This window comes from Nocardia sp. SYP-A9097 (assembly GCF_009649815.1).
GTDB lineage: Bacteria > Actinomycetota > Actinomycetes > Mycobacteriales > Mycobacteriaceae > Nocardia.
In genome coordinates, this window is sequence record NZ_WJIC01000022.1 from 105045 (window position 1) to 127365 (window position 22321).

The 22321-nt window shown below is 67.3% G+C and carries 18 protein-coding genes, 1 rRNA gene and 3 pseudogenes; 8 read left to right on the forward strand and 14 right to left on the reverse strand.

Going from position 1 to position 22321, the window contains the following annotated elements; genetic code table 11:
• Positions 1-29 precede the first annotated feature (29 nt).
• Positions 30-950, reverse strand: a complete 921-nt coding sequence (locus tag GFY24_RS31280) for a copper transporter (protein ID WP_153808700.1) — start codon at positions 948-950, stop codon at positions 30-32.
• Positions 951-961: 11 nt separating this feature from the next.
• Positions 962-2173 carry a putative cytokinetic ring protein SteA gene (gene steA / locus GFY24_RS31285; protein ID WP_153808701.1) on the reverse strand — a complete coding sequence of 404 codons (1212 nt, stop codon included), beginning with the start codon at positions 2171-2173 and terminating at the stop codon, positions 962-964.
• Positions 2174-2359: 186 nt separating this feature from the next.
• Between steA and GFY24_RS31290 the strand changes: the two genes are divergently transcribed.
• Positions 2360-2779: an SRPBCC family protein gene (locus GFY24_RS31290; RefSeq protein ID WP_153808702.1), complete on the forward strand. Its 420-nt coding sequence runs from the start codon at positions 2360-2362 to the stop codon at positions 2777-2779.
• A gap of 81 nt (positions 2780-2860) precedes the next feature.
• On the opposite strand, the gene pcaD is transcribed toward GFY24_RS31290, so the two are convergent.
• The 5 genes from pcaD to GFY24_RS31315 are packed head-to-tail and all read right to left on the reverse strand — an operon-like array spanning position 2861 to position 6705.
• On the reverse strand, positions 2861-3661 hold the full coding sequence (pcaD, locus tag GFY24_RS31295) for a 3-oxoadipate enol-lactonase (RefSeq protein WP_309231560.1): 801 nt from the start codon (positions 3659-3661) through the stop codon (positions 2861-2863).
• On the reverse strand, positions 3658-4380 hold the full coding sequence (locus GFY24_RS31300) for a CoA-transferase subunit beta (RefSeq protein ID WP_153808734.1): 723 nt from the start codon (positions 4378-4380) through the stop codon (positions 3658-3660). Before GFY24_RS31300 ends, pcaD begins: the two co-directional genes overlap by 4 nt.
• Positions 4381-4433: 53 nt before the next feature.
• On the reverse strand, positions 4434-5249 hold the full coding sequence (locus GFY24_RS31305) for a CoA-transferase (protein WP_309231562.1): 816 nt from the start codon (positions 5247-5249) through the stop codon (positions 4434-4436).
• Between the two features lie 41 nt (positions 5250-5290).
• Positions 5291-5602 carry a muconolactone Delta-isomerase gene (catC, locus tag GFY24_RS31310; protein ID WP_153808703.1) on the reverse strand — a complete coding sequence of 104 codons (312 nt, stop codon included), beginning with the start codon at positions 5600-5602 and terminating at the stop codon, positions 5291-5293.
• Positions 5603-5619: 17 nt separating this feature from the next.
• On the reverse strand, positions 5620-6705 hold the full coding sequence (locus GFY24_RS31315) for a muconate/chloromuconate family cycloisomerase (RefSeq protein WP_309231569.1): 1086 nt from the start codon (positions 6703-6705) through the stop codon (positions 5620-5622).
• A gap of 5 nt (positions 6706-6710) precedes the next feature.
• Between GFY24_RS31315 and GFY24_RS31320 the strand changes: the two are divergent.
• From GFY24_RS31320 to GFY24_RS31345, 6 genes and pseudogenes are all read left to right on the forward strand, one after another.
• Positions 6711-7425: pseudogene (locus GFY24_RS31320) on the forward strand (RHO alpha subunit C-terminal catalytic domain-containing protein); the annotation flags it as partial.
• A 10-nt stretch (positions 7426-7435) separates the two neighbouring features.
• Positions 7436-7942, forward strand: a complete 507-nt coding sequence (gene benB / locus GFY24_RS31325; protein ID WP_153808706.1) for a benzoate 1,2-dioxygenase small subunit — start codon at positions 7436-7438, stop codon at positions 7940-7942.
• A 13-nt stretch (positions 7943-7955) separates the two neighbouring features.
• Positions 7956-8947: pseudogene (benC, locus tag GFY24_RS31330) on the forward strand (benzoate 1,2-dioxygenase electron transfer component BenC); the annotation flags it as partial.
• Positions 8948-8985: 38 nt separating this feature from the next.
• On the forward strand, positions 8986-9777 hold the full coding sequence (locus tag GFY24_RS31335) for a 1,6-dihydroxycyclohexa-2,4-diene-1-carboxylate dehydrogenase (protein WP_153808707.1): 792 nt from the start codon (positions 8986-8988) through the stop codon (positions 9775-9777).
• A 204-nt stretch (positions 9778-9981) separates the two neighbouring features.
• Positions 9982-11223, forward strand: a complete 1242-nt coding sequence (locus GFY24_RS31340; RefSeq protein WP_375336125.1) for a benzoate/H(+) symporter BenE family transporter — start codon at positions 9982-9984, stop codon at positions 11221-11223.
• A 53-nt stretch (positions 11224-11276) separates the two neighbouring features.
• Entirely contained in the window at positions 11277-13943 is a 2667-nt protein-coding gene (locus tag GFY24_RS31345) for a LuxR C-terminal-related transcriptional regulator (protein WP_309231563.1), read from the forward strand.
• A gap of 272 nt (positions 13944-14215) precedes the next feature.
• Here GFY24_RS31345 and recN read toward each other — a convergent pair whose 3' ends face one another.
• The 4 genes from recN to GFY24_RS31365 are packed head-to-tail and all read right to left on the reverse strand — an operon-like array spanning position 14216 to position 18209.
• The gene (recN, locus tag GFY24_RS31350) at positions 14216-15988 is read right to left on the reverse strand and encodes a DNA repair protein RecN (RefSeq protein ID WP_309231564.1); all 1773 of its coding nucleotides are present in this window, start codon (positions 15986-15988) and stop codon (positions 14216-14218) included.
• On the reverse strand, positions 15966-17039 hold the full coding sequence (locus GFY24_RS31355) for an NAD kinase (protein WP_375336127.1): 1074 nt from the start codon (positions 17037-17039) through the stop codon (positions 15966-15968). Before GFY24_RS31355 ends, recN begins: the two co-directional genes overlap by 23 nt.
• Entirely contained in the window at positions 17003-17941 is a 939-nt protein-coding gene (locus tag GFY24_RS31360; protein WP_309231566.1) for a TlyA family RNA methyltransferase, read from the reverse strand. Before GFY24_RS31360 ends, GFY24_RS31355 begins: the two co-directional genes overlap by 37 nt.
• A gap of 1 nt (position 17942) precedes the next feature.
• Positions 17943-18209 (reverse strand): hypothetical protein, encoded by a 267-nt coding sequence (locus GFY24_RS31365; protein ID WP_194853088.1) that lies wholly within the window; start codon positions 18207-18209, stop codon positions 17943-17945.
• 138 nt (positions 18210-18347) lie between these two features.
• Here GFY24_RS31365 and GFY24_RS31370 point away from each other — a divergent pair, with 138 nt between their 5' ends.
• Entirely contained in the window at positions 18348-18614 is a 267-nt protein-coding gene (locus GFY24_RS31370) for a hypothetical protein (protein ID WP_153808712.1), read from the forward strand.
• 15 nt (positions 18615-18629) lie between these two features.
• On the opposite strand, the gene GFY24_RS31375 is transcribed toward GFY24_RS31370, so the two are convergent.
• The 3 genes and pseudogenes from GFY24_RS31375 to rrf form a co-directional block, all read right to left on the reverse strand.
• Positions 18630-19535, reverse strand: coding sequence for an HAD-IIA family hydrolase (locus GFY24_RS31375; RefSeq protein WP_153808713.1), 906 nt, complete (start codon positions 19533-19535; stop codon positions 18630-18632).
• A gap of 319 nt (positions 19536-19854) precedes the next feature.
• Positions 19855-20841, reverse strand: a pseudogene (locus GFY24_RS31380) (hypothetical protein); the annotation flags it as partial.
• Positions 20842-22198: 1357 nt separating this feature from the next.
• A 5S ribosomal RNA gene (gene rrf / locus GFY24_RS31385) occupies positions 22199-22315 on the reverse strand.
• Between the last annotated feature and the right edge of the window lie 6 nt (positions 22316-22321).

Genomic DNA, 22321 nt, shown 5'->3' on the forward strand with positions numbered 1-22321 from the left:
GGTTATGGCCGGAGCTGGGCGGGATTCGGTCAGCGCGGCATGGCGGCGACTGTGAGCGAGGTCGCCTTGTCACCGGTGCCGTATCGCCCGGTGCCACCGTTCAGCTGCTCGGTGAGGCCCAGGACCGTGGTGATGCGGCCGATCTCATGGTCCACATTGTCCACGGTGGTGATGGTCGCGAGCGGGGCCTCCGAGCGCGCCACGGCTATCGGTCCGGGGCCCTCGGCGGCTCCGTAACGGCCCGCCAGGACCACCCCGGCACCGTGTGACCGCAACCCTCCGGCGAACCTGGCGATGATGGTTCCGCGATGATTCTCGTCCGCGCGAGCGCCCGCACCGGTGACCACGACCGCCAGCTGAGCCGGGTGCACTTCGGCGAAGGTCAGGAAACCGCCGCCGCGCAGTGTCTCCAGGGCCAGCCCGCGTTCCTGTTCGGTGCCGCGCGGCTGATTGCTCACCGGATCGGTCAGCAGCACCTGGCCCAGCAGGTCGCCACCGAGGCTGCCCTGATCGGCGGCGTCGATCTGCAATTGCGCGCCGGCGGGAACCACATTGGTGAGCGCGGTGCGCAGCCGATCGCCCTCGGAGGAGTCGGTGAACGCTCCGGTGAGCGCAACCTGCCCGGTGACCGTCGCGCCCGCGGTGGTGAGCGCGGTGGTGACGGTATCCACATCGGCGCTGTCAGCGTCGGGGGTGGTGAAGACCAGCACTGTCTTATTGCCGAGACTGCCTGCGAGCACCTTGGCCGCCGCACCGGTCAGGAAGCCGTCGGCCGCCTTCAATTGCTCTGTGAGCCTGGCATTCTCGGCGGTCAGCGCGTCGACCTGCTGCCGATCCGCGGAGCCGGCGAAGAATCCGGCACTCTGTGTGCGGGTGCCGAGCACCACGCCGACCGCCAGGGCCAGGAAGACGGCCGCGATCGAAACCGCGTGGTGGCGAAAGGAAATCATGCGTCCCCTACCTAGAGGTGCACGTCGAGCTGGCCGTGTATCCAGTGCGAGCCGCGATCCCAGGTATCGGTGATCCAGGCGGTGGCCTCACCACCCATATGTGTGGCCAGCAGTGCCACGATCAAAGCCACCAGCGCGGCCAGCACCACCAGGGCGATGGCCCAGCCGGAGCCGCGGTGCCGGTACAGCGCCGCAACGGCTTTCGCGTCCATGAGCTTGGTGCCGATCTTCAATCGGGTCAGGAAGGTGGCCGGATTGGAGTCGCGGCGGCCGCGATCGAAGAAGTCGTCCAGCGAGACCGCGGCACCGGCGGTGACGATCAGGCTCGCGCCGTGATGATCGGCCAGCAGCAGCGCCAGATCGGCGGGTGCGCCCGAGGACGGGAAGGTGGTCGCGCCGATACCCAGATCCTGGATGCGCTCCAAACCCTTTGCGTGCCCGTCGGTATCGGCGGGCAGGATCACCTCGGCCCCGCATTTGAGGGTGGTGGCGGTGATCTCCTCGGGATCGCCGACGATCAGATCGGGGCGATATCCATGGCGGGTCAAGGTATCCGCGCCGCGACCGACGCCGATGAGCACGGGCGCGTACTCCTTGATGAACGGCTTGATGCGCTTGAGATCCTCGGCGTGATCGGGTCCGTCACCGACCACCACCACATGCCGCTTCTTCATGTCGATGCTCACCTCGGGCACGCCGATACCGTCGATCAGCAGCGAGCTTTCGGTGCGAATGAATTCGATGGTGTTGCCCGCGAAGGCTTCCAGATGATCGGCCAGGCCGTTGCGCGCCTCGACCATGCGCTCGGCAATCGCCGCCTCGGTGAGTTCGATGCCCTCGACCAGAGCCTCGGGCTCCTTCTTCACCACCTTGTCGGCGAAGACCACGCTGCCGTCGATGCGGACCTTCGCGCCGTCCTTGATCTTGGTGAAGACATCGGAGCTGAGCGCGTCCAGGAGCAGAATGCCATTGGCCACCAGCACCTCCGGCCCCAGATTCGGGTAACGCCCGGAGATGGACGGCGAGGCATTGACGACCGCGGCGACACCGGCCTCGACGAGCCGGTCGGCGGTGAGCCGATCCAGGTCCATCTCGTCCAGAACCACCACGTCACCTGGTCCGATGCGCTGCAGCAGACGCCTGGTATTGCGGTCGACCCGGGCCATCCCGGTGATTCCGGGCAGCGTTTCGGTGGTGCGCGACAGCAGGGCCAGCATCTTCATAACGATCGATCTTTACCGCAAACTCTCAACCATTGGTGAAGGCGCGCCGACCGCTCGGCATTCGTCACAGTGATACCAGTGGGGCTGAAGGGATTTGTCAGCCTCGAGACAGTGAGATCGAGACTGTCTTCTTACCCGTCGGTAAGGATAAGCTCACCGCAACGGTTCGAGAGGAGACCCACCGTTATGGCCAGCACCACCGTCGATACTGTCCTATTCGCTCCGCGCGAGGTCGTCTACCAACTCTTCAGCGATCGCGACGCCCTGAATTCCTATCTGCCGGTACAGATTTCGCTCAAGAAGCCGGGAGTCGGCAGCCCGTCGGGCGTCGGCGCGCAGTACCTCATCGGCCTCGCCGGAGTCGGCATCACCGAGGAGACCACCGAACTGGTCCCCGGTGAGCGCATGGTCTACCGCGTCATCAAGGGCGCGCCGGTCAAGCAGCACGTCGGCACCATCACCTTCACCGACGCACCCGGCGGCACCCGCGTCGTCTACACCATGGAGTCCGAGCCCAGCCTGCCCATTCCGGCCAAGGCCCTCGAACTCGGCCTCAAGGGCCTGATCAACACCTTCCTCAGCGGCGCCCGCAAGGCCGTCAAGTAGGCACGCTCGGATAACGCCTGCTCCGTTACCCTCCGCATCGAAGTTGCCGCGCGGAGGGTAACGGTGTCGGCGCGCGTCGAATCATCCTGCGGCCGTATCCATTCGACGGACCTCCGCGCGAATGTGGGCAAGGATGAGGTCCGAGACCGCGCCGGGCTGCCCGATATTGGCCAGGTGCGCGGCCGGGCCGACCCGTCGCAGCGTGCCCTGTGCGACGGTCCGCGCTATCTGCTCTCCATGTGCGGGCGGCGTCGCCTGATCGTCGTCGCCGGCGATCACCAGCACCGGCGCGGTGATCCGCATCAGCCCCGAGGCCAGGTCCATGGTTTCGATGGCCGTACAGCAGGCGGCATATCCCTCGGCCGGAGTCGCGGCCACCATCTCCTCGAAATACCTTGCGCGCTCGGGGTTCTCGGACAGCCATTCCGGCGTGAACCACCGCCCCACGACCGCGGCCGCCACCGACGCGGTGCCGTGCGCGCGGACCGAATCCGCCCGGGCGCCATAGGTTCCCTGTCCGCCCAACTCCACCGAGGTGCAGCAGAGCGTGAGGGTGTGCACTCGTTCCGGGGCGTGCTGACCGAGCCACATCCCCACCATGCCGACTAGTGAGAGGCCCACGAAGTGGCAGCGGTCGATGCCGAGGCGATCGAGCAGCGCCGACACATCCGAGCCGAGGTCGTCCAGCGTGCAGGGCCCGGCGATGACCGGCGAATCGCCGTGTCCCCTATGGTCATAGCGGATCACCCGGAATCCGGCCGCCAGCAATGCCTCTCGCTGTGGCTCCCACATGCGCAGGTCACTGCCGAGCGAACCGCTGAAGACGACCGCGGGGGCTACCGCCGGTCCTTCGTCGATGTAGTGCAATCCGATCGAATTCACGAGGCCGCCTTCAGGTTTCGCAGTGTCGCCAGCTCATCCGGGCTCGGCGGCGCGGAGGTTTCGAGGTGCTCGGCGACCCGCAACTCCCAGCCGGTGGCCGCCCTGACCTGCTCGACGGTGACGCCGGGATGCGTTGCGACGAGGGTGAGTTCGCCGTGCCGGTCCGGTCGCATGACCCCGACGTCGGTGATGACCAGGGTCGGCCCCGCACCGCGCAGGCCCAATGCCGCCCGCTCCCCCTCGCCTCGGCCGTGCCCGAACGAGGTGATGAAATCGACCCGCTCGACGAATGATCGCCGCGTCTGCCGGACCACGACGAATACCTCACCGCAGGAGGCGGCGATCTCCGGTGCACCGCCCGCTCCGGGCAATCGCACTGTGGGACTGCCGTATTCGCCGACCACGGTGGTATTGATATTGCCGAATCGGTCGAGCTGGGCCGCCCCCAGGAAGCCCACATCGATGCGGCCGGGTTGCAGCCAGTAGTTGAAGACCTCCGGCACGCTGATCACGGCATCGGCGGTTTCGGCGAGAATGCCGTCGCCGATGGAGGCGGGCAGCCGAGACGGCTTGGAGCCCAGGGTGCCGGATTCGTAGATCAGCACCAGCTCGGGCGCGTGTGTAGTACGCGCGAGATTGGCTGCGGTGGAGGGTAATCCGATGCCGACGAAGCATCTCTGGCCATTGTTCAGCGCACGGGCCGCCGCGATGGTCATCATTTCATCGGCGGTGTACTCGGCGACGGGCGCCTCGTGTGCGATCTCGGCGGCGGTCACGCGTTGCTCCCGGTGAAGACATGCTGATCGAGCCAGGCGGTGAAGGCGTCGCGGTCCTTACCGATGGCATCCCAAGCGGCGTAGTACTCGTTGTCGCGCTCGGAATACCCTTGGGCGTAGGACGGATGCGCGCCGCCGGGCACCTCGGCGACCGCGGTGACGGCCCAGGACGGCAGCACGATCGCGCCGGGCACGGGCGTCAATTCGTCCACGATCTCCTCGACGGTGACCAGGCTGCGCCGCGCGGCCAGCACCGCCTCCTTCTGCACCCCTAGCAGACCCCACAGCTGCACATTGCCGCTGCGATCGGCGCGCTGGGCGTGCACGATCGTCACATCGGGATTGAGTGCCGGTACGGCGGTGAGCTTTTCGCCGGTGAACGGGCAGGTGATCGGTTTGACGGTGTCGGTGATGGTGGGCAGATCGGTGCCGACATAGCCGCGCAGCACGGCGAACGGCAGCCCGGAGGCACCCGCGACATACCGATTGGCCATGCCCGCATGCGAATGCTCCTCGATCCGCAGCGGGGCCGGCCAGGCGTGCTGTACGGCGTCGCGGAACCGGTGCAGCGAACCCACTCCCGGATTGCCGCCCCACGAAAAGATCAGCGCGCGTGCGCATCCCGCGCCGATGAGCTGGTCGTAGACAATATCGGGGGTCATGCGCACCAGTGTGAGATTCTGCCTGCGCTGGCGAATGATCTCCTGGCCCGCCGCGACGGGAATGAGGTGGGTGAAGCCCTCCAGTGCGACGGTGTCCCCATCGTGCACCAGTTCGGCCACCGCGTCGGGCAATCGCATGAGCGCCGCCACAACCTGCTCCTTACTCTCGAGATGGAAAGACGCTGTGCCGCTTACCTACTCACGGACAGCGCCGAGTCGGCGGGATGAATATCCGAGCCGTGGTGGGTCAGCGGCATGATCTGGATATCCATGTACGGGAACAGCGGAAGGTTCCACAGGATCTCGTGCAATTCGTCGGCGGAGGCGACATCGAAGACGCTGATATTGCTGTACTGCCCGACGATTCGCCAGATATGCCGCCAGGTTCCCGCCTGCTGCAGCTGCTGACTGTATTCCTTCTCGCGCGCGACGGTCTCCGCGCGCACGACCGGGTCGAGGTCCCGCGGAATGCGGACATCCATGCGGATATGAAAGAGCGCCATGGGTTTTCGTACTCCTGTCAGTTTCTGGTGAACGTCTTGACGGCGTCCGGATTCAGCTCGACTCCCAGGCCCGGCCCGGCGGGCAACCCCACCCGTCCCTCGGCGTAGCGCAATGGTTCGACGAGTAGCTCCTCGGCGAACAGCAGCGGACCGAAAAGCTCGGAGCCGTAGTCGATTCCGGGTTGCGAGCAGGCGAAGTGAATCGAGGCGGCGGTGCCGATCGGCCCCTCGATGGAGGTCGCTCCGTGGCAGGCGATTCCGGCGGCGCGGGCAATCGCCACCACTTCCCGGCTGCGCGCCAGCCCGCCGCATTTGGTGGTCTTCACCGCGATCACATCGGCGGCCCGCCGGCGCGCCACCTCGAGCGCGTCATGCGGACTCTGCACGCTCTCATCGGCCATGATCGGCACCGGCAGCAACCGATTCAGCTCCGCGAGTACCTCGAATTGCTCACGCGGAGTGGGCTGTTCGATCAATTCGACGCCGCCCTCGACCAGCGCGGGCAGGTAGCGCAGTGCGGTGAGCCGGTCCCAGCGGGCGTTGATATCCACGCGCACACCGGCTTTCCCGCGCAGTGCGGTGGCCACCGCGACCACGCGGGCGGTGTCCTCGGCCGGATCCAGCGCGCCCATCTTGAGTTTGAAGCTGTAGTGCAGCCGCTGATCCAGTTTGTGCTGTGCCTCTTCGACAATCTGCGCCACCGGGGCCGCGCCCAGCGCCCAGGTCACCTCGATGCTGTCGCGGAAGGCGCCGCCCAACAGGGTGTGCACCGGTACGCCGAGCGCCCGCGCCCAGGCATCATGCAGCGCGACATCCACCGCCGCCTTCGCGAAATGGGCTCCGGCGACCACCCTTTCGAGATCGAGCATAATGCCGGTGATCTCGTCGGCGCGGCGGCCGAGCACCACCGGGGCCAGGTATTTCTCAATGATCACCTGCATGGTCTCGACCGACTCGCCGCCCCACCACGGTCCGCCGGGGACGACGCCCTCGCCGATGCCGATGGTGCCGCCCGCGGTGCGCACCTGCACCAGCAGCAGCGGCTGCTTATCCATGGTGGTGGTGGCGAACTTGTGCGGACGCACCAGCGGCACATCGAGAATGGTGGTCCTCCACCTACACCTTCGACGGCAATTGGAAGTTGCAGGCGGAGAACGGCGCCGACCCGCCGCGAGACCGGCGAATCCAGCAATGCCACCAAGGCCATGGACGCGGGCAAATGGTCCAAACAGCAGGGCGGCTACTACTCCTTCGAGCACGGCCATCTGCTGCTGTGGACCAAATGGGCCGACCCCGCGAACCGGCCGCTGTTCGAGCGCCGCGCCGCGTTGATCGACCAGTTCGGGGTGGATCGCGCCGACTGGATGATCGGTGTCTCCCGCAATCTGTGCCTGTATCCGAATGTCTATCTGATGGACCAATTCGGTTCGCAGATAAGGCATTTCCGGCCGATCTCGGTGGACAAGACCGAGGTGACCATCTACTGCATCGCCCCCAAGGGTGAGAGCCCGGCCGCGCGCGCGAACCGCATCCGGCAGTACGAGGACTTCTTCAATGCCACCGGCATGGCCACTCCCGACGATCTCGAGGAATTCCGGTCCTGCCAGAAGACCTACGCGGCGGCCAACGCGCCGTTCAACGATCTCAGCCGGGGCGTGAGCCATCAACTGGCCGGACCGGACGAGGACGCGCGCAAGCTGGGCATCAATCCGATCAGCAGCGGCGTGAAGGTCGAAGACGAGGGGCTGTACCCGATCCAGCACGGATACTGGGCCACCGCCCTGCGCACCGCCCTCGAAACTGCCACCGCCGCAAGCGAATAGGAGCGCCGTCATGACCGCAGTCAGCGAAACCGTCACCCGCGAGGCGGTGGAGTCCTTCCTCTATCGCGAAGCCCGGCACCTCGACGACCACGAATTCGACGAATGGGTGGAGTGCTATCACCCCGACGCCGAATTCTGGATGCCCGCCTGGGCCGATGACGGCGACCTCACCGTCGACCCGATGACCGAGATCTCGCTCATCTACTACGCCAATCGCGGCGGTATCGAGGACCGCGTCTTCCGCATCAAGACCGACCGCTCCAGCGCCACCAGCCTGCCCGAACCCCGTACGGGACACAATATTTCGAATGTCGAGGTGCTGGCGTACGAGGGCAGCACGGTGCAGGTGCGATTCAACTGGTTCACCCTCTACTTCCGCTACAACACCCTGGACACGTACTTCGGAACCTCCTTCTACACCATCGATTTCGGCGGCGAGCGACCGTTGATTCGCAAGAAGAAGGTCGTGCTGAAGAACGACTACGTCCACCATGTCGTCGACATCTACCACGTGTGAGGGCGCGCCGATCATGAGTTATCAAGTGGCCCTGGGCTTCGAGGACGGCGTCACCCGTTTCGTCCCCTGCGACGCCGACGAACTCGTCGCCGATGCCGCCTATCGAGCACGCATCAATATTCCCCTGGACTGCCGCGACGGTGCCTGCGGAACCTGCAAGGCATTCTGCGAATCCGGTAGTTACGACGGCGGTTTCTATATCGACGACGCACTCACCGAGGAAGAGGCCGAGGCCGGGTATTGCCTGCCCTGCCAGATGACCCCGCGCAGCGATCTGGCGCTGCGTGTCTCCGGCACCTCCGAACTCGCCAAGACGGGGCGGTGGCATTCACCGCACGAATCGTCTCGATCGAGCGATTCTACACGGGCACAGCGGGTTTCACCGTCGAGGTGGAGAACCGGGAGTCCCTGGCCTTCCTGCCCGGTCAATACGTCAATGTCGAGGTGCCCGAAACCACTGCGGCACGGTCGTATTCGTTCAGTACCGGCCCCGACAGTGCCCAATTGTCATTCCTCGTGCGGCTGCTCGACGAGGGCGCCATGTCGGAGTATCTGCGGGACCGCGCCCGGGTCCGCGATACGGTGACCTTCACCGGGCCGCGCGGCAGCTTCTTCCTGCGTGAGGTCACCCGGCCGGTGCTGTTGCTCGCGGGCGGTACCGGGCTCGCGCCCATACTGTCGATCCTCGAAGCCATGCGGTCTCGGGGCGACGCGCAGCCGGTACGCCTGCTCTACGGCGTGAACCAGGACGACGATCTGGTGGAGCTCGACCGGCTGACCGAATTCACCGAGACGCTCGCCGACTTCCGTTACGACACTTGCGTTTCCGATCCGGCATCGACCGCTGCCAAGCGGGGCTATGTCACCGACCACTTCACCGGCGAGCACCTGCGCGACGGCGAGGTCGATATCTATCTGTGCGGGCCACCGCCCATGGTGGAGGCCGTGCGAACCCGGCTGCACGAGCTCGGCATCACCCCCGCCAATCTGTACTTCGAGAAGTTCGCCACCTCGGGCGTGCGCGATCTCACCGCGGCGGCATCATGAGTTCCTTTGCCCCCGAACGTTTCTCCGGTCGCAGCGTCATGATCACCGGCGCGGCCCAGGGTATCGGCCTCGCGGTCGCGCGGCGTATCGTCCGCGAGGGCGGCGAGGCCATGCTGGTGGACCGTGCCGAACTCGTCCACGAGGCTGCCCGGGAACTGCGCGCCGACGGCGGACAAGCCCACTCGGTCGCCGCCGACCTCGAACACTACGAAGGCGCGCAGCAAGCCACGGACGCCGCACTGGAACAACTCGGCCGGGTCGACGTGCTGATCAACAATGTCGGCGGCACCATCTGGGCGCGACCCTTCGAACACTATGCGCCGGAACAGATTCAGGCCGAAATCAACCGCTCGCTCTTCCCGACGCTGTGGACCTGCCGGGCGGTGCTCCCGCACATGATCGAGCGTGCGGGCGGCACCATCGTCAATGTCGCCTCCATCGCGACCCGCGGCGTCAACCGGGTGCCCTACGCCGCCGCCAAAGGCGGGGTCAAGGCCATCACCACCGCACTGGCAATGGAGTTGGCGCAGTACGGGATTCGCGTCGTCGCCACCGCACCGGGCGGAACCCAGGCCCCGCCACGGCGCATTCCGCGCGGCCCCGGCCCCGCCGACGATCAGGAGAGCCGCTGGTATCAGCAGATTGTCGACCAGACCACCGAATCGGCGCTGCTCAAACGCTACGGCACCCTCGACGAACAGGCGGCGGCAATCTGCTTCCTCGCCTCGGACGAGGCCAGCTACATCACCGGCAGCATCCTGCCCGTCGGCGGCGGCGACCAAGGCTGACCGGCATCACCTTTCCAGGAGCACAATCGTGAGAACACGCTCGACCTCGGACGGCGGCGCACCAGTCGCCGCAAGCGCCGTGCCCTCCCCCGCCCGCTCGCGCGGAACCGGCCGAACGAACGACGGCCGGTCTGCCCTGAAAACGCCGTCACCAGGCCATATCGCGGCGTTTCGGCCGAATTCCGGTGGCACCACCCCGATAGCATGAGCGAAATGACCGCGGACTCCCCCCTCGAGACGGCCGAGACCTCTCGACCTCGGCTCGCCTCACCCCGTCAGGTGCTGCGCGACCTCGACTCGCGGACAGCGGCGAACGGGCTTATCGGCCTGGTCTTCTCGGCCACCGGGCCGCTCGCGGTGATCGTCACGGCGGGCGGGCAGGGGCATCTCACCGCCGCACAATTGGCGTCCTGGATCTTCGGCGCGTTCTTCCTCAATGGCCTACTCACCATCCTCGTGTCCTGGGTGTACCGCCGCCCGCTCGGTTTCTTCTGGACCATTCCCGGCACCGTGCTGGTCGGCAACGCGCTGCCGCACATGACCTGGAGCCAGGTGATCGGCGTCTACGTGGTCACCGCCATACTCATTGTGGCGCTTGGTCTTTCGGGACTAGTGGACTCGATCATGAAGCTACTGCCGACGCCGATCGTCATGGCCATGGTCGCCGGGGTTTTCCTGCACTTCGGCACCGGCCTGGTGCAGGCCGTCTCGCACAATGCGCGGGTGGCCGCGCCGATGATCATCGTCTTCGTGCTGCTGTCGGCCTGGCCACGCGGCGGGGCGCTCATCCCGCCGGTGCTGGGCGCGCTGGCGGCCGGAATCGCCGCCGTCGCCTCGACCACCGGATTCTCCCCGACCCTCAATGATGCTGGGCCACTGGCGGTTCCGGTATTCACCGCACCGGAATTCTCCGCGAACGCGCTCGCCGAACTGGTGATCCCCCTGGCCGTGACAGTGCTGGTGGTCCAGAACGGACAGGGCATCGCGGTGCTCGAGGCCGCGCGGCACCGGGTTCCGGTGACCGCGGTGACAATCGCCTGCGGCATCTGGTCACTGTTCGGCGCGGGCGTCGGCGCGGTCTCCACCTGTCTCACCGGACCGACCAACGCGCTGCTGGTCGCCTCCGGACAGCGCGAGCGGCAGTACACCGCGGCCATCGTCTGCGGTCTGCTCGCACTCGTCGCCGGCATCTTCGCACCCGTGCTGGTCGCGCTGATGCTCTCACTGCCGGCGGCCTATATCGGCGGGCTCGCCGGGCTCGCCATGCTGGCGGCACTGCGCGGCGCCTTTCTGACCGCGTTCAGCGGACGGCACACCATGGGAGCGCTCATCGCCTTCCTGGTGACGGTCGCCGGAATCGATTTCGGCGGGATCAGCGCCGCCTTCTGGGGACTGGTCGCCGGAATCCTGGCGAGCCGCCTGCTGGACCCGTCACAACCGGCATGACCAGCGCCGCACCGCACCCGATCCGGACAGAAGCCGGCTACTACGGTGGAAAGGTGATCTCCTTGCACGGCCGTGACCAGGCACTCGGCGCACTGCGCGAGCTACTGGCCACGGCCCGTGCGGGAGCGGCGGTCTCGGTGGTCATCGACGGCGTCCGGGGTGCGGGCAAAACCGAACTGCTCAACCAATTCCTGCGCGAGCACGCCGAGCTGCCGACACTGTGGGCCGGTGCCGCCCAATGGGAACAGCACACGCCCCTCGGAGTCGCCGAACAACTGCTGCGCACCCCCGTACCGGAACCGGCATGGCGGGCGCTGCTGTCCCGGCTCGCCGATGCCGGTATCAAGGGCGGGCCGGTCATTGTCGCCGTCGACAACGCTCATCTCGCGGATGTGGCATCGCTGCAAGCGCTCACCTCGGCTCTGGAGCGTGCGAGCGAAGGCGTCCTGCTGCTACTGACCGCGGACCCGGATGCCCGCGACCCCGCGGCGGTCCTGGAACTCGTCGAACGGCACCGGCGGCACTGTATTACCTTGCAGCCCTTGCCAACCGGCGACGTCAGTGCGCTGGCGGAGGAGCTCATAGGGGTACGGCTGTCGGTGCCGGTCGCCCGCCGGCTCGCCGCGCATACCGGCGGCAATCCGGGATATCTGGTGCGCCTGCTGCGTGAGAACGATCCCGAGCTCTGGTCCCGCTGGATTCCGCTGCTGCCGGTGCCGCGCGCCGAACAAGCCGCCATTACCGCGCGACTGGGTGAAACCACCACGCAGGCAAGGCATCTCATCGAGGCCGCGGCGATTCTCGGAATCGTCGGCGGCCTCGGACAGGTGGCCGCGCTCGCCGAGATCGACGATCCGGTGGCCGCACTGGACGCCGCCTGCGCGACGGGTCTGGTCCGCACCGACGCCACCCGCCCGCTGGCGATCATCGAATTCCCCGCTCCCCTGGTGCGTTCCGCGGTGCTGGCCGCCATGACTCCGCTCACCATGCGCCAATTGCACTGCCGCGCAGCCGAATCCGCCGCCGACGAAGGCGTCCGCCTGGGCCACCTGGTCGCCGCCGAACCCATCGCCGACGGTGCGCTCGCCGACCGGCTCGACAATTACGCCGCCACCCGCGCCGCCAGCGGCGAATGGGCGGCCTGCGCGGCCGCGTTCATCAAAGCCAGTCACATCTCCCCCACCCCGGCCCTGCGCGAGAACCGGCTGATTCGCGGCGTCGACGCTCTCATCGGCGCGGGCAGGGTCCCGCAGGCCGAGGAGTTCGTCCCCGAGATCGAGAGTTTCGGCGAAGGCGCACTGCGTGATTCGGTCCTGGGCTACCTCGCCATGATGCGCGGCCGCGCCGCCGAGGCCCAACTCCTGCTCACCCGCGCCTGGCGCGGCTGCGGCACCGAACCCGCCGGATCGGTTGCCGCCTCCATCGCCCAGCGGCACGTCCTGGACGCCCTGACCCGTTGGGACGGTGCGCGATTGCTGCGCTGGGCCGACCAGGTCACCCGGCTCACCACGCCCACCACCCCGGAGGCGATCGAGGCCGCCGCCATCAACGGACTCGGACTGGCCATGACGGGCCAACTGGAGGCGGCGGCGCGCACCTACTCCAACGACCTGGCCGAAACCGTACTGGGCGCGCAATCACAGCGCTTCCGAATGGCGAAGGGCTGGCTGGCATTGGCTCTCGACGACCTCGACAGCGCCCGGCTGCTACTGGAATCCGCTGTGCCGACGGCGTTTCGATTCGGTTCGGTGCGCATCTCGCTCTGGGCGCAGGTGTGGCTGGCCCGCGTTCAGTTCGCCCTCGGCGAATGGGACGACGCACTCCGCACCGTCGAACACGGCGTGGCCGAAGCCGAAGCCTCCGGACTCGACTTCATCCGGCCGCTCATGCACTGGACCGGTGCGCAGATCCACGCCCTGCGCGGCGAGGACGAGCCGGCGAACCAGCACCTGCAACTCGGGCGCACCAATTCGCGGGAGTACCTGGTCATGCATATCCCCTCCGCGCTGGCGCACGCCCAGTACGCGGAGGCGCACGCGGACCACGAGGGCGTCATCCGGGCGCTGGGCTCGGTGGCGCGGGTCGCGCCCGACAGCGATCAGGCCGGATTCTGGCCGTGGGCCGACGTATACGCCACCGCATTGGTGATGTCGGGTCGTGCGGCGGAGGCGGACCGTTTCCTGCGCCGCTACGAGGACGATGCCCGCCGCATCGGCCACCGCTCCAGCCTGGGCCGTCTCGGCTCGGTGCGAGGCCGGATCGCCGAGGCCACCGATGGAATCGCCGCCGCCGCAGCGATATTCGAGCAGGCCCTGCGCGAAATCGAGAGCCTGCCACTGCCTTATGAACGCGCCCGCATCGCCTTCGCCTACGGCCAGACCCTGCGCCGCGCCGGAAAACGCCGGGAAGCCGACACCATGATGCGATCGGCCCGGGAAACCTTCGCCGCTCTCGGGGCGCACACCTATGTCGAGCGCTGCGATCGCGAACTCAAGGCCGCCGGCGTCAATTCCAAACGCAGCCGCGACCCGCTCTCCGAACTCACCGAACAGGAACGCGCCGTCGCCACCCTGGTCGCCGAGGGCAAAACCAATAAACAAGCCGCCGAGGGGCTGTTCCTCTCGGTCAAGACCATCCAGTACCACTTGACCCGCGTCTATGCGAAGCTGCGCATCCGCTCCCGCACCGAACTCGTCTCGCACATGCGCGATCTCGGCTGATCCGAACTCGGCTCGCACATGCGCGAACTCGGCTGATAACGCGCTATTGGCGGCCGGGGCACTGCCACCGGTGCTGCGACGGCGGGGCGCAGCGCAAGATCAACGGCCGCAGTCTGCGGACCCGTCCGTCCCGCCGCTGGCGGCAGTGCGATTCGTCGACGAGGCGCAGTATCGGATCCGGTGTGCTAGGCGGTGCCGGTGCTCACCAGCGCCTGCCTGTTCATCGGATCCGGGTACGGACCGGTTTCGGCCCTCGGCCGGAACTCCTCGAATCAGCTTGCGGCGGTGATCTTTTCGGCGTCGGCGGTGGTGAGTAGCTCCCAGGCGTGGGCGCGGCCGGTTTCGGTGTCGTCGAGGCCGGCAAGCATGCGGGCCAGTTCGACCACGCGTTCATCGCGGGTGAGGGATCGGACGCCGGACTTCACACCCTTGCCGTCATCTACCTTGTCGACGACCAGGTGCGTGTCGGCGAAGGCGGCGACCTGTGCGAGGTGGGTGACCACGATGACCTGGTGGGTGCGCGCCAATCTGGCCAGGCGGCGGCCGATTTCGACCGCGGCCCGACCACCGACACCGGCGTCGACCTCGTCGAAGACCATGGTGGTGCCGTGCTCGGAGCTGGCCAGGACCACTTCCAGGGCCAGCATGATGCGGGAGAGTTCACCGCCGGAGGCGCTGCGGCTCAAAGGAAGTGGTTGTGCGCCCGAGTGCGCGGCGAGCCGGAATTCCGCCTCGTCCACACCGGTGGAACCGGCGTGTAGTTCCTTGCCGTCGACCAGTAGCGGCGCGGAATCCTGTACCCCGGCCGGCATCGGACGCACCTCGACCTCGAGGCGGGCGCGGCCCATGGCCAGTCCAGCGAGTTCGGTGCTGACCGCGGTGGCCAGTTTGCCCGCCGCCTTGGCACGTGCGGTGGTGAGTTTGCGGGCGGCCTCGCGCACCTTCTCGGCGGCGGTCTCGACCTCGGCGGCGAGGGCGGCGAGCGCCTCTTCGGAGACGTCCAGGGATTCCAGCCGGGTGCGGGACTGATCCGCCCAGGCGATGACGCCGTCGATATCGGGCGCGTATTTCCTTGTCAGCGACTTCAATTCGGCCTGGCGGGTGAGCATCGAGTCCAGTGCGCCCGGATCGGATGGCAGATCCGACAGGTACGAGCTCAGCTCGGTGGCCATATCCACCACCACCGAAATCGCCTCGCCCAGACGGGGAGCCAGCGCGGTGAGCGCCGGATCGTCGGCGGATTCCATCCGCGCGCGGGCACCGCCGAGCAATTCCAGTGCGCCCGAACCCTCCCCGGGCGTATCGGCGGGACCGGCCAGCGCGTCATGCGCCGCGGAGGCGGCCTCGCGCAGGGAATCCAGATCCGAGAGCCTGCGCACCTCGGCGACCAGACGCTCATCCTCACCGGGTTCCGGTGCGATGGAGTCGATTTCGTTCAGCGACTGGGTGAGGTGATCGGCCTCGAGCGCCAATTCACGGCTGCGCGCGGTGCGTTCGAGGAACTGATTGCGGGCGTTCAGCCAGGCTTTGCGCACCTTCTGATATTTGGTGAGCAGCGCCGCGACCCCATCACCCGCGAACTGGTCCAGCGCGTGCAACTGCTGATCCGGTCGCTGCAGGCGCAGCTGATCGTTCTGGCCGTGCACCGTCAGCAGCGGTGTCGTGAAATCCGACAGCACCGAAGCGGGCACACTGCGCCCACCCAGATGAGCGCGCGAACGGCCGTCGCTGCCGACGGTGCGCACGGCGATCACGCTGCCGTCGTCATCGCGTTCGGCGCCGGAGGCTTCGAGCACCTCCTTGACCTCGGAGACGGCGCCCTCGTGGACCTCGTCCACGGTGAACCGCCCCTCGACCAGCGCGCGCGACGCGCCGAGCCGCACCCGGCCCGCATCGGCGCGGGCGCCGCTGAGCAGGTGCAGGCTCGTCACCACCATTGTCTTGCCCGCACCGGTCTCACCGGTCAAAACGGTCAAACCTTCGTGGAATTGCGCGGTGGCGGTGGAAATTACGCCCAGCCCGTCAATCCTGATCTCTGTCAGCACTCGTGCTCTCCGTTCGGCGGTTTTCAATCTCGCCTGCACTCGGGCGCTGCGTGGTTACGCGAGCTGCCGCCTCCGCGCCTGATCGCACAGACGGGCGGCCACGCCAGCCTGTCACGGGCAACTGGAACTTGCGCACCATCCGGTCTGCGAATGGCGCGGAATCCAAACGCACCCAACGCACCGGCTCGGTCCCGCGGACCGCCTCGACCCGGCCGCCCCGCGGCAATGCGAGGGTGCGTCGGCCGTCCAGGAAAACTATCGCATCATGGCCCGTCGCAACGGTTTCCACCGCTATATGCGAATTCGGGCTGGTGACCAGCGGCCGCGCGAACAGGGCATGGGCATTACTCGGAATCACCAGTAGCGCTTCGAGTTCGGGCCACACCACCGGACCACCGGCAGAGAAGGCATACGCCGTCGAACCGGTGGGCGTGGCGATGAGCACGCCGTCGCAGCCGAAAGAGGACACCGGTCGGCCGTCCACCTCCAGGACCACTTCGAGAACGCCCATGCGCGCGGCGTTTTCGATACTGGCCTCGTTCAGCGCCCAGCCGCGCTCGACGATGACATCGTCGACCCGGACGCACACATCGATGGTCATACGCGTTTCGAGGGTGTAATCCCCGCGCACCACCTGCGATAGCGCCTCGTCCAAATGCTCGGCCTCGGCCTCGGTGAGAAAACCTATGCGGCCCAGATTGATTCCGAGCACCGGCACCGAAGCGTCCCGCGCCAACTCGGCCGCGCGCAGGAAGGTGCCGTCGCCACCGAGCGCGAGCACTATCTCGCAGCCGACCGCGGCATCCGGACCGTGCGCCATGACGCGCACCGGATATCCGTTCGCCGCTCCGGCGTCGTCGAGATCGAAACGCGTGCTGTAGGCCTCGTCCTCGAGCACCCGCAGCCCGATACCGGCCTCGTCGAATATCTTGGCCACCCGATGCGCGGTCTCGGTGATCTCGGACCGCCCGGGATGCGCGACCAGCAGGATCTCCCGTGCGGCGCCCCGCGAATTCACTGTGGTCCCTCCTCCACCGCCCGATCGATCAATGCCGCTACTCGAGCCTGTTCCTCCGCACTGTATGCGGAGGGGACAGCGCTCGCAGCGGACACCGTATCGCCCGGCACCGACAAGCTCTCCTCGACGGCGCCAACACCATCTGACCGTTCGGTATATTCCTGTGCGACGGACGATCCCGTCGCTTCTTTACGCAACCAGAGGAAGTACTCGACATTCCCGGACGGACCGGGCAGCGGACTCGCCACCACACCGCGGGTACGCAGGCCCAGCTTGGCCGCGGCGGCCGCGACCTCGCGCACCGTCTCCGCCCGTAATACCGGATCACGCACCACGCCACCGGATCCGAGCCGATCCTTACCCACCTCGAACTGAGGCTTCACCATGGGCAGCAGATCCGCCCCGGGCGCACAGCAGGCCGCCAGTGCGGGCAGCACCAGCGCGAGTGAGATGAACGACAGATCGGCGACCACCATATCGACTGTGCCGCCGATGAGTTCGGGCGTCAGGGCACGAACATTGGTGCGGTCGTGCACTTTTACGCGGTCGTCGTTCTGCAGACGCCAAATCAGTTGGCCGTAGCCGACATCCGCGGCGACCACCTCCTTGGCACCCTTCGACAGCAGGACATCGGTGAAGCCGCCGGTGGACGCACCCGCATCCAGGCAACGCTTACCGTCCACCGAAACACCGTGTGGCTCGAAAGCCTCCAGCGCGCCGAGCAACTTGTGCGCGCCACGCGAGGCCCACTGCACCTCATCCGGCTCATCGCGCACCAATAGCGCGGCCGAGGTCTCGACACCGGTCGCCGGTTTGGTGGCGACAGTTCCATTGATCAGGACACGTCCCGCAGTGATCAGTTCGACCGCGTGCTCCCGCGATCGCGCCAATCCGCGGCGAACCAATTCCGCGTCCACCCGTGCGCGCCTGGCCACCCTAGATCTTGTCCACCGTTGCCAGCGCCTGCACCAGCACATCGTGCGCCTGCTCCAGAATCTTGGCGCGCCGCACCATATCCGTGCCATCGGACGCCGAATCCCGCGCACCCGCCGACAATTCGGCGAGCAGCGCGTCCACATCCGCGCGCACCCGCGCTGGATCGGCGAACTCCTGATTCGCACCCGCCAAATGCTGTCCCGGCAACGGCATCCCCGGAGGGGGACCCGGCGCGGGACGCTGCGGATAAGACGTGGGCATACTCATCGTGGCACCAACGCTACCCGAACTCGCATTCGAACAGTATCCAGCCCACAAGGTTCATTTCGTGTCCCGGTCGGTCGCTTGCCGCGCTCCCGGCCCGGGCATCGGAAATCGGGGTACCGCCCCGGCAGAATCGGGCAAATGGACCGCGACTTCCTCGAGCTGATCGCGAAGGCAGCGGCCGTCTCCGTCGCGGGCCGGGATTTCTCCTGGCCGGCCGGGCGAGTCGGTGAGCAGCGGCGACTGGCCACCACACGGGCGGCATTGGATATCCGGACCGCCGGTGGCGAGGTGCTCGCCGAGGCCGAGTACCCACCGCGGACCATGGTGGCCACCGAATCTGGCTGCCACCGTTCGCCGGGCGTTCGATCCGGTGACCAGCAGGCATCCGGACATCTGGTGCAGTGAAGCCCAGGTAGGTACTCAGTCCCGCGCAGCGGGCGGTGCCGAGACGGCAATGGCGCGGCCCGGGTTCTTCGCCAGCAGGGCCGCGATTACATCGGCGATATCGCCTTCGCCGCGGGTAATGGGCGCGGTATCGGCGACCGGATGGTTCAGGGCGTCAAGGGTTTCCGCGATATAGGTGGGGAGCTGTTCGACCGGTTGGGTACGCAGATCCGCGAGTGTGCTCACACCGGTGAGCACCATGAACGACTCCAGGCCCACACAGTGCGCGCCGTCGATATCGGTATCGAGGCGGTCACCCACGACCAGGGCGTCCCGCGTCCGGGCCCGCACGAGCGCGTCTTCCAACAGGGGCGCATAGGGTTTGCCCGCCACGATGGGCTCCCGATCCGAGGCCGTGCGCAGGGCCGCGACCATGGAACCATTGCCGGGAGCCAGACCACGCTCGTTCGGCAGGGTCGCATCGGTGTTCGCGGCCACCCAGAGCGCGCCACCGCGCAGGGCGTACGCGGCCTCGGCCAGGTCCGGCCACGCGGTCTCCGGAGAATGCCCCTGCACGACAGCGGCCGGGGCGACACCGTTGAAACGGCGGATCGGCTGCAGGCCAACGGCATTCACCTCATCGACAAGATCATCGGTGCCGACGACGAGTACCGTCGCACCGGGTTCGAGCCGGGCGGCGAGCAGATGGGCGGCGGCCTGGGCGCTGGTGACAACCTCGTCTTCGACTGCGCTGTAACCGAGTTCGCGCAGATGCACCGCGACGGCGGTGGCCGAGCGACTGGCATTGTTCGTCACGTAGACCAGTTGCTGCTCCCCCGCGACCGAAAGCGCTTCCGGCGCACCAGGAATCACGTCTTGACCGCGATACAGCGTGCCGTCCAGATCCAACAGCAGTGCACCGAACCGATCCCGTAGCCGCATTACGCAACCTCTCCCAAGTTCCCGGCCGCCACCAACAGGTCGGCCGCCCCCGTGCTCGGGGACGGCCAGCCTACTAGGCCGATGTCACAGCCTGTCCTGCCTCGCCGACCAACTCGGCCGGTTCCTACTTCTTGCCGTCGCTGCCTTCGGCCGCGTCGTCCGCATCGCCGGCGGCGTCGAAGTCGTCTTCGTCGTCCTCCGCGTCCTCATCGTCCTCGGTGCCGTCCTCGACCTGTGCGGTCCAGTCCGATTCGTCGGCGTCATCCTCATCGTCCGAAACCTCGGAGGTCCAATCGGACTTGCCGGAGCCGCCCTCGGCCATATCCGCGGCGCGGTCCTCCGCATCGGTCTCACCCTCGGCGTCGGCGGAGGCGGCATTCATGAACCAGGTCAGCGCCTCCTCGCGGCGACCGGCGGCCAGCAGTGCCTCGGCGTACGCGTAGAACAGCCGAGCCGAGGCCGAACCGGTGCGCGCCGGATCCAGCTCCGGAGTCTGCAGGGTGACCACGGCCTGATCGAACTGGCCCAGATCCATGCGGGCACCGGCCACGACAATGCGCAGTTCGGTGGCCTCATCGCCCTTGAGTAGCCGAGCCTCGTCACTGCGGCCCAGCTCGATCGCCCGCTCGGGACGACCCAGACCGCGCTCACTATCGGCCATCACCGCGAGCAGTCCGGAACCACCGGACATACGACGCGCGGTACGCAACTCGGACAACGCCTCGGCCCACTCACCCGCGTGATAAGCCGCGACACCCGCGGTTTCGCGCACAACGGCGATACGACCGGCCCGCTGCCGCGCGGCGCGGGCGTGCTCGAGCGCCAGCTCCGGATCCTCATCCAGCAACTGCGCCACCATGATCAGGTGCCGGGCGACCGATTCGGCATTGGTCTTGTCCAGGCTCAGCAGATCGCGGCGCACGGCCGGATCCAGATCGGCGGCCTGCACCTCATCGGGCAGCTCCGGCTCCTCCGGGCGACCCGTACGACGCTCGCCGCCCCGGGCACCGGGACCACGCGCGCCCTCACCGCCACGCCGGCGGTCATCGTCGCCACCGGAGAACGACCGCTCGGCCCGCTCCGGACGCTCTGCCTTCTCGAAACGCTCCGACTTCTCAGCGCCCTCGACCTTGTCGAAGCTTTCCGGCTTCTCGGCACTCGCGGACTTGTCGAACCGCTCGGAACGATCCCGGTCCGGACGGTCAGCGCGCTCGGGACGATCACCACGGTCGCGATTGAACCCGCCACCGGCATTGCCACGATCGCCGAAACCGCTGCGCCCGAAGCTCTTTCCATCATCGCGATCGCCGCCACGGTTATCGCGGTTGAACCCGCCCCGCTCGCCACCACGGCTATCGCCACCACGACCGGCATTGTCCCGATCGCGGTTGAACCCGCCGCGCTCACCGCCACGACTATCGGAGCTGCTGCGATTGAAGCCACCACGGCTATCGCCCCGGTTGTCCCCACCACGGTTGTCCCCACCACGGTTGTCACGATCACGGTTGTCACGATCACGGTTGAATCCACCGCGCTCGCCACCACGACTATCGGAGCTGCCGCGATTGAAACCGCCACGCTCGTTATCGCGGCTGTCGCGGTTGAACCCACCACGCTCGCCGCCACGGCTGTCACCACCACCGCGATTGAATCCACCGCGGCTGTCACCACCACGGTTGTCACCGCCACGATTGAAGCCGCCGCGGTCACCGCCGCGATTCTCGCTGTCGCGGTTGAAACCGCCACGGCTGTCACCGCCACCACGGTTGAACCCACCGCGGCTATCGCCCCGGCTGTCCCCACCACGGTTATCGCGATCGCGATTGAATCCACCGCGCTCGCCACCGCGATTATCGGAGCCGCCACGACTATCGGAGCTGCCGCGGTTGAAACCGCCGCGCTCGCCCTCACGACGCTCGCCGCCACGGAATCCGCCGCGCTCATTGTCGCGGCCTTCACTGCGATTGAATCCGCCCCGGCTCTCGCCAGCGCCACGGTTGTAACCACCACGGTTATCGCTGTCACGGTTGAATCCGCCGCGCTCGCCGCCACGATTGTCGGAGCTGCCACGATTGAAACCGCCGCGACCACCGGAATTGCTGTCATTGTCGCGACGGAATCCGCCACGATCGTTATCCCGGCCCTCGCCGGAACGGTTGAAACCGCCCCGCCCGCCGGTGTCGCCGCCACGGTTGAATCCACCGCGCTCGCCACCGCGATTATCGGAGCTGCCGCGGTTGAAACCGCCGCGCTCGCCCTCACGGTTGTCGCGGTTGAAGCCGCCACGGTTGTCGCTGCCACCGGATCGACCGGAACCGGAACCTCCACGGCCACCGGCATTATCGCGACCACCGGTGTAGCCGCCACGCTCGTTATTGTCACCGCGGCCCGCGTTGTCGCGACCACCGCGGTTGAATCCGCCTTCCGGCCGATCGGATCCGCCGCTACGGCGGAAAGGTTTGCGGCCGTCGTTATGCTCCGCCACGGTGGTCCCTCTCTATAGTTTGCCTGCGGTACCCGGCCGCGGCGCTGGCGCGCGTGACGGTCGGCGGGACGTTCCCGCCACCACAAATTCAATCACGCACCGCTGAGCCGCCAAGCGGCACCGGGTCGTAAAACGCAGAAAGGGGACCCAACAAGTGGGTCCCCTTTCACGAAGGATGTTCCGGCGGTGTCCTACTCTCCCACACCCTGTCGAGTGCAGTACCATCGGCGCAGGTGGCCTTAGCTTCCGGGTTCGGAATGGGACCGGGCGTTTCCCCACCGCTATAGCCGCCGTAACTCTA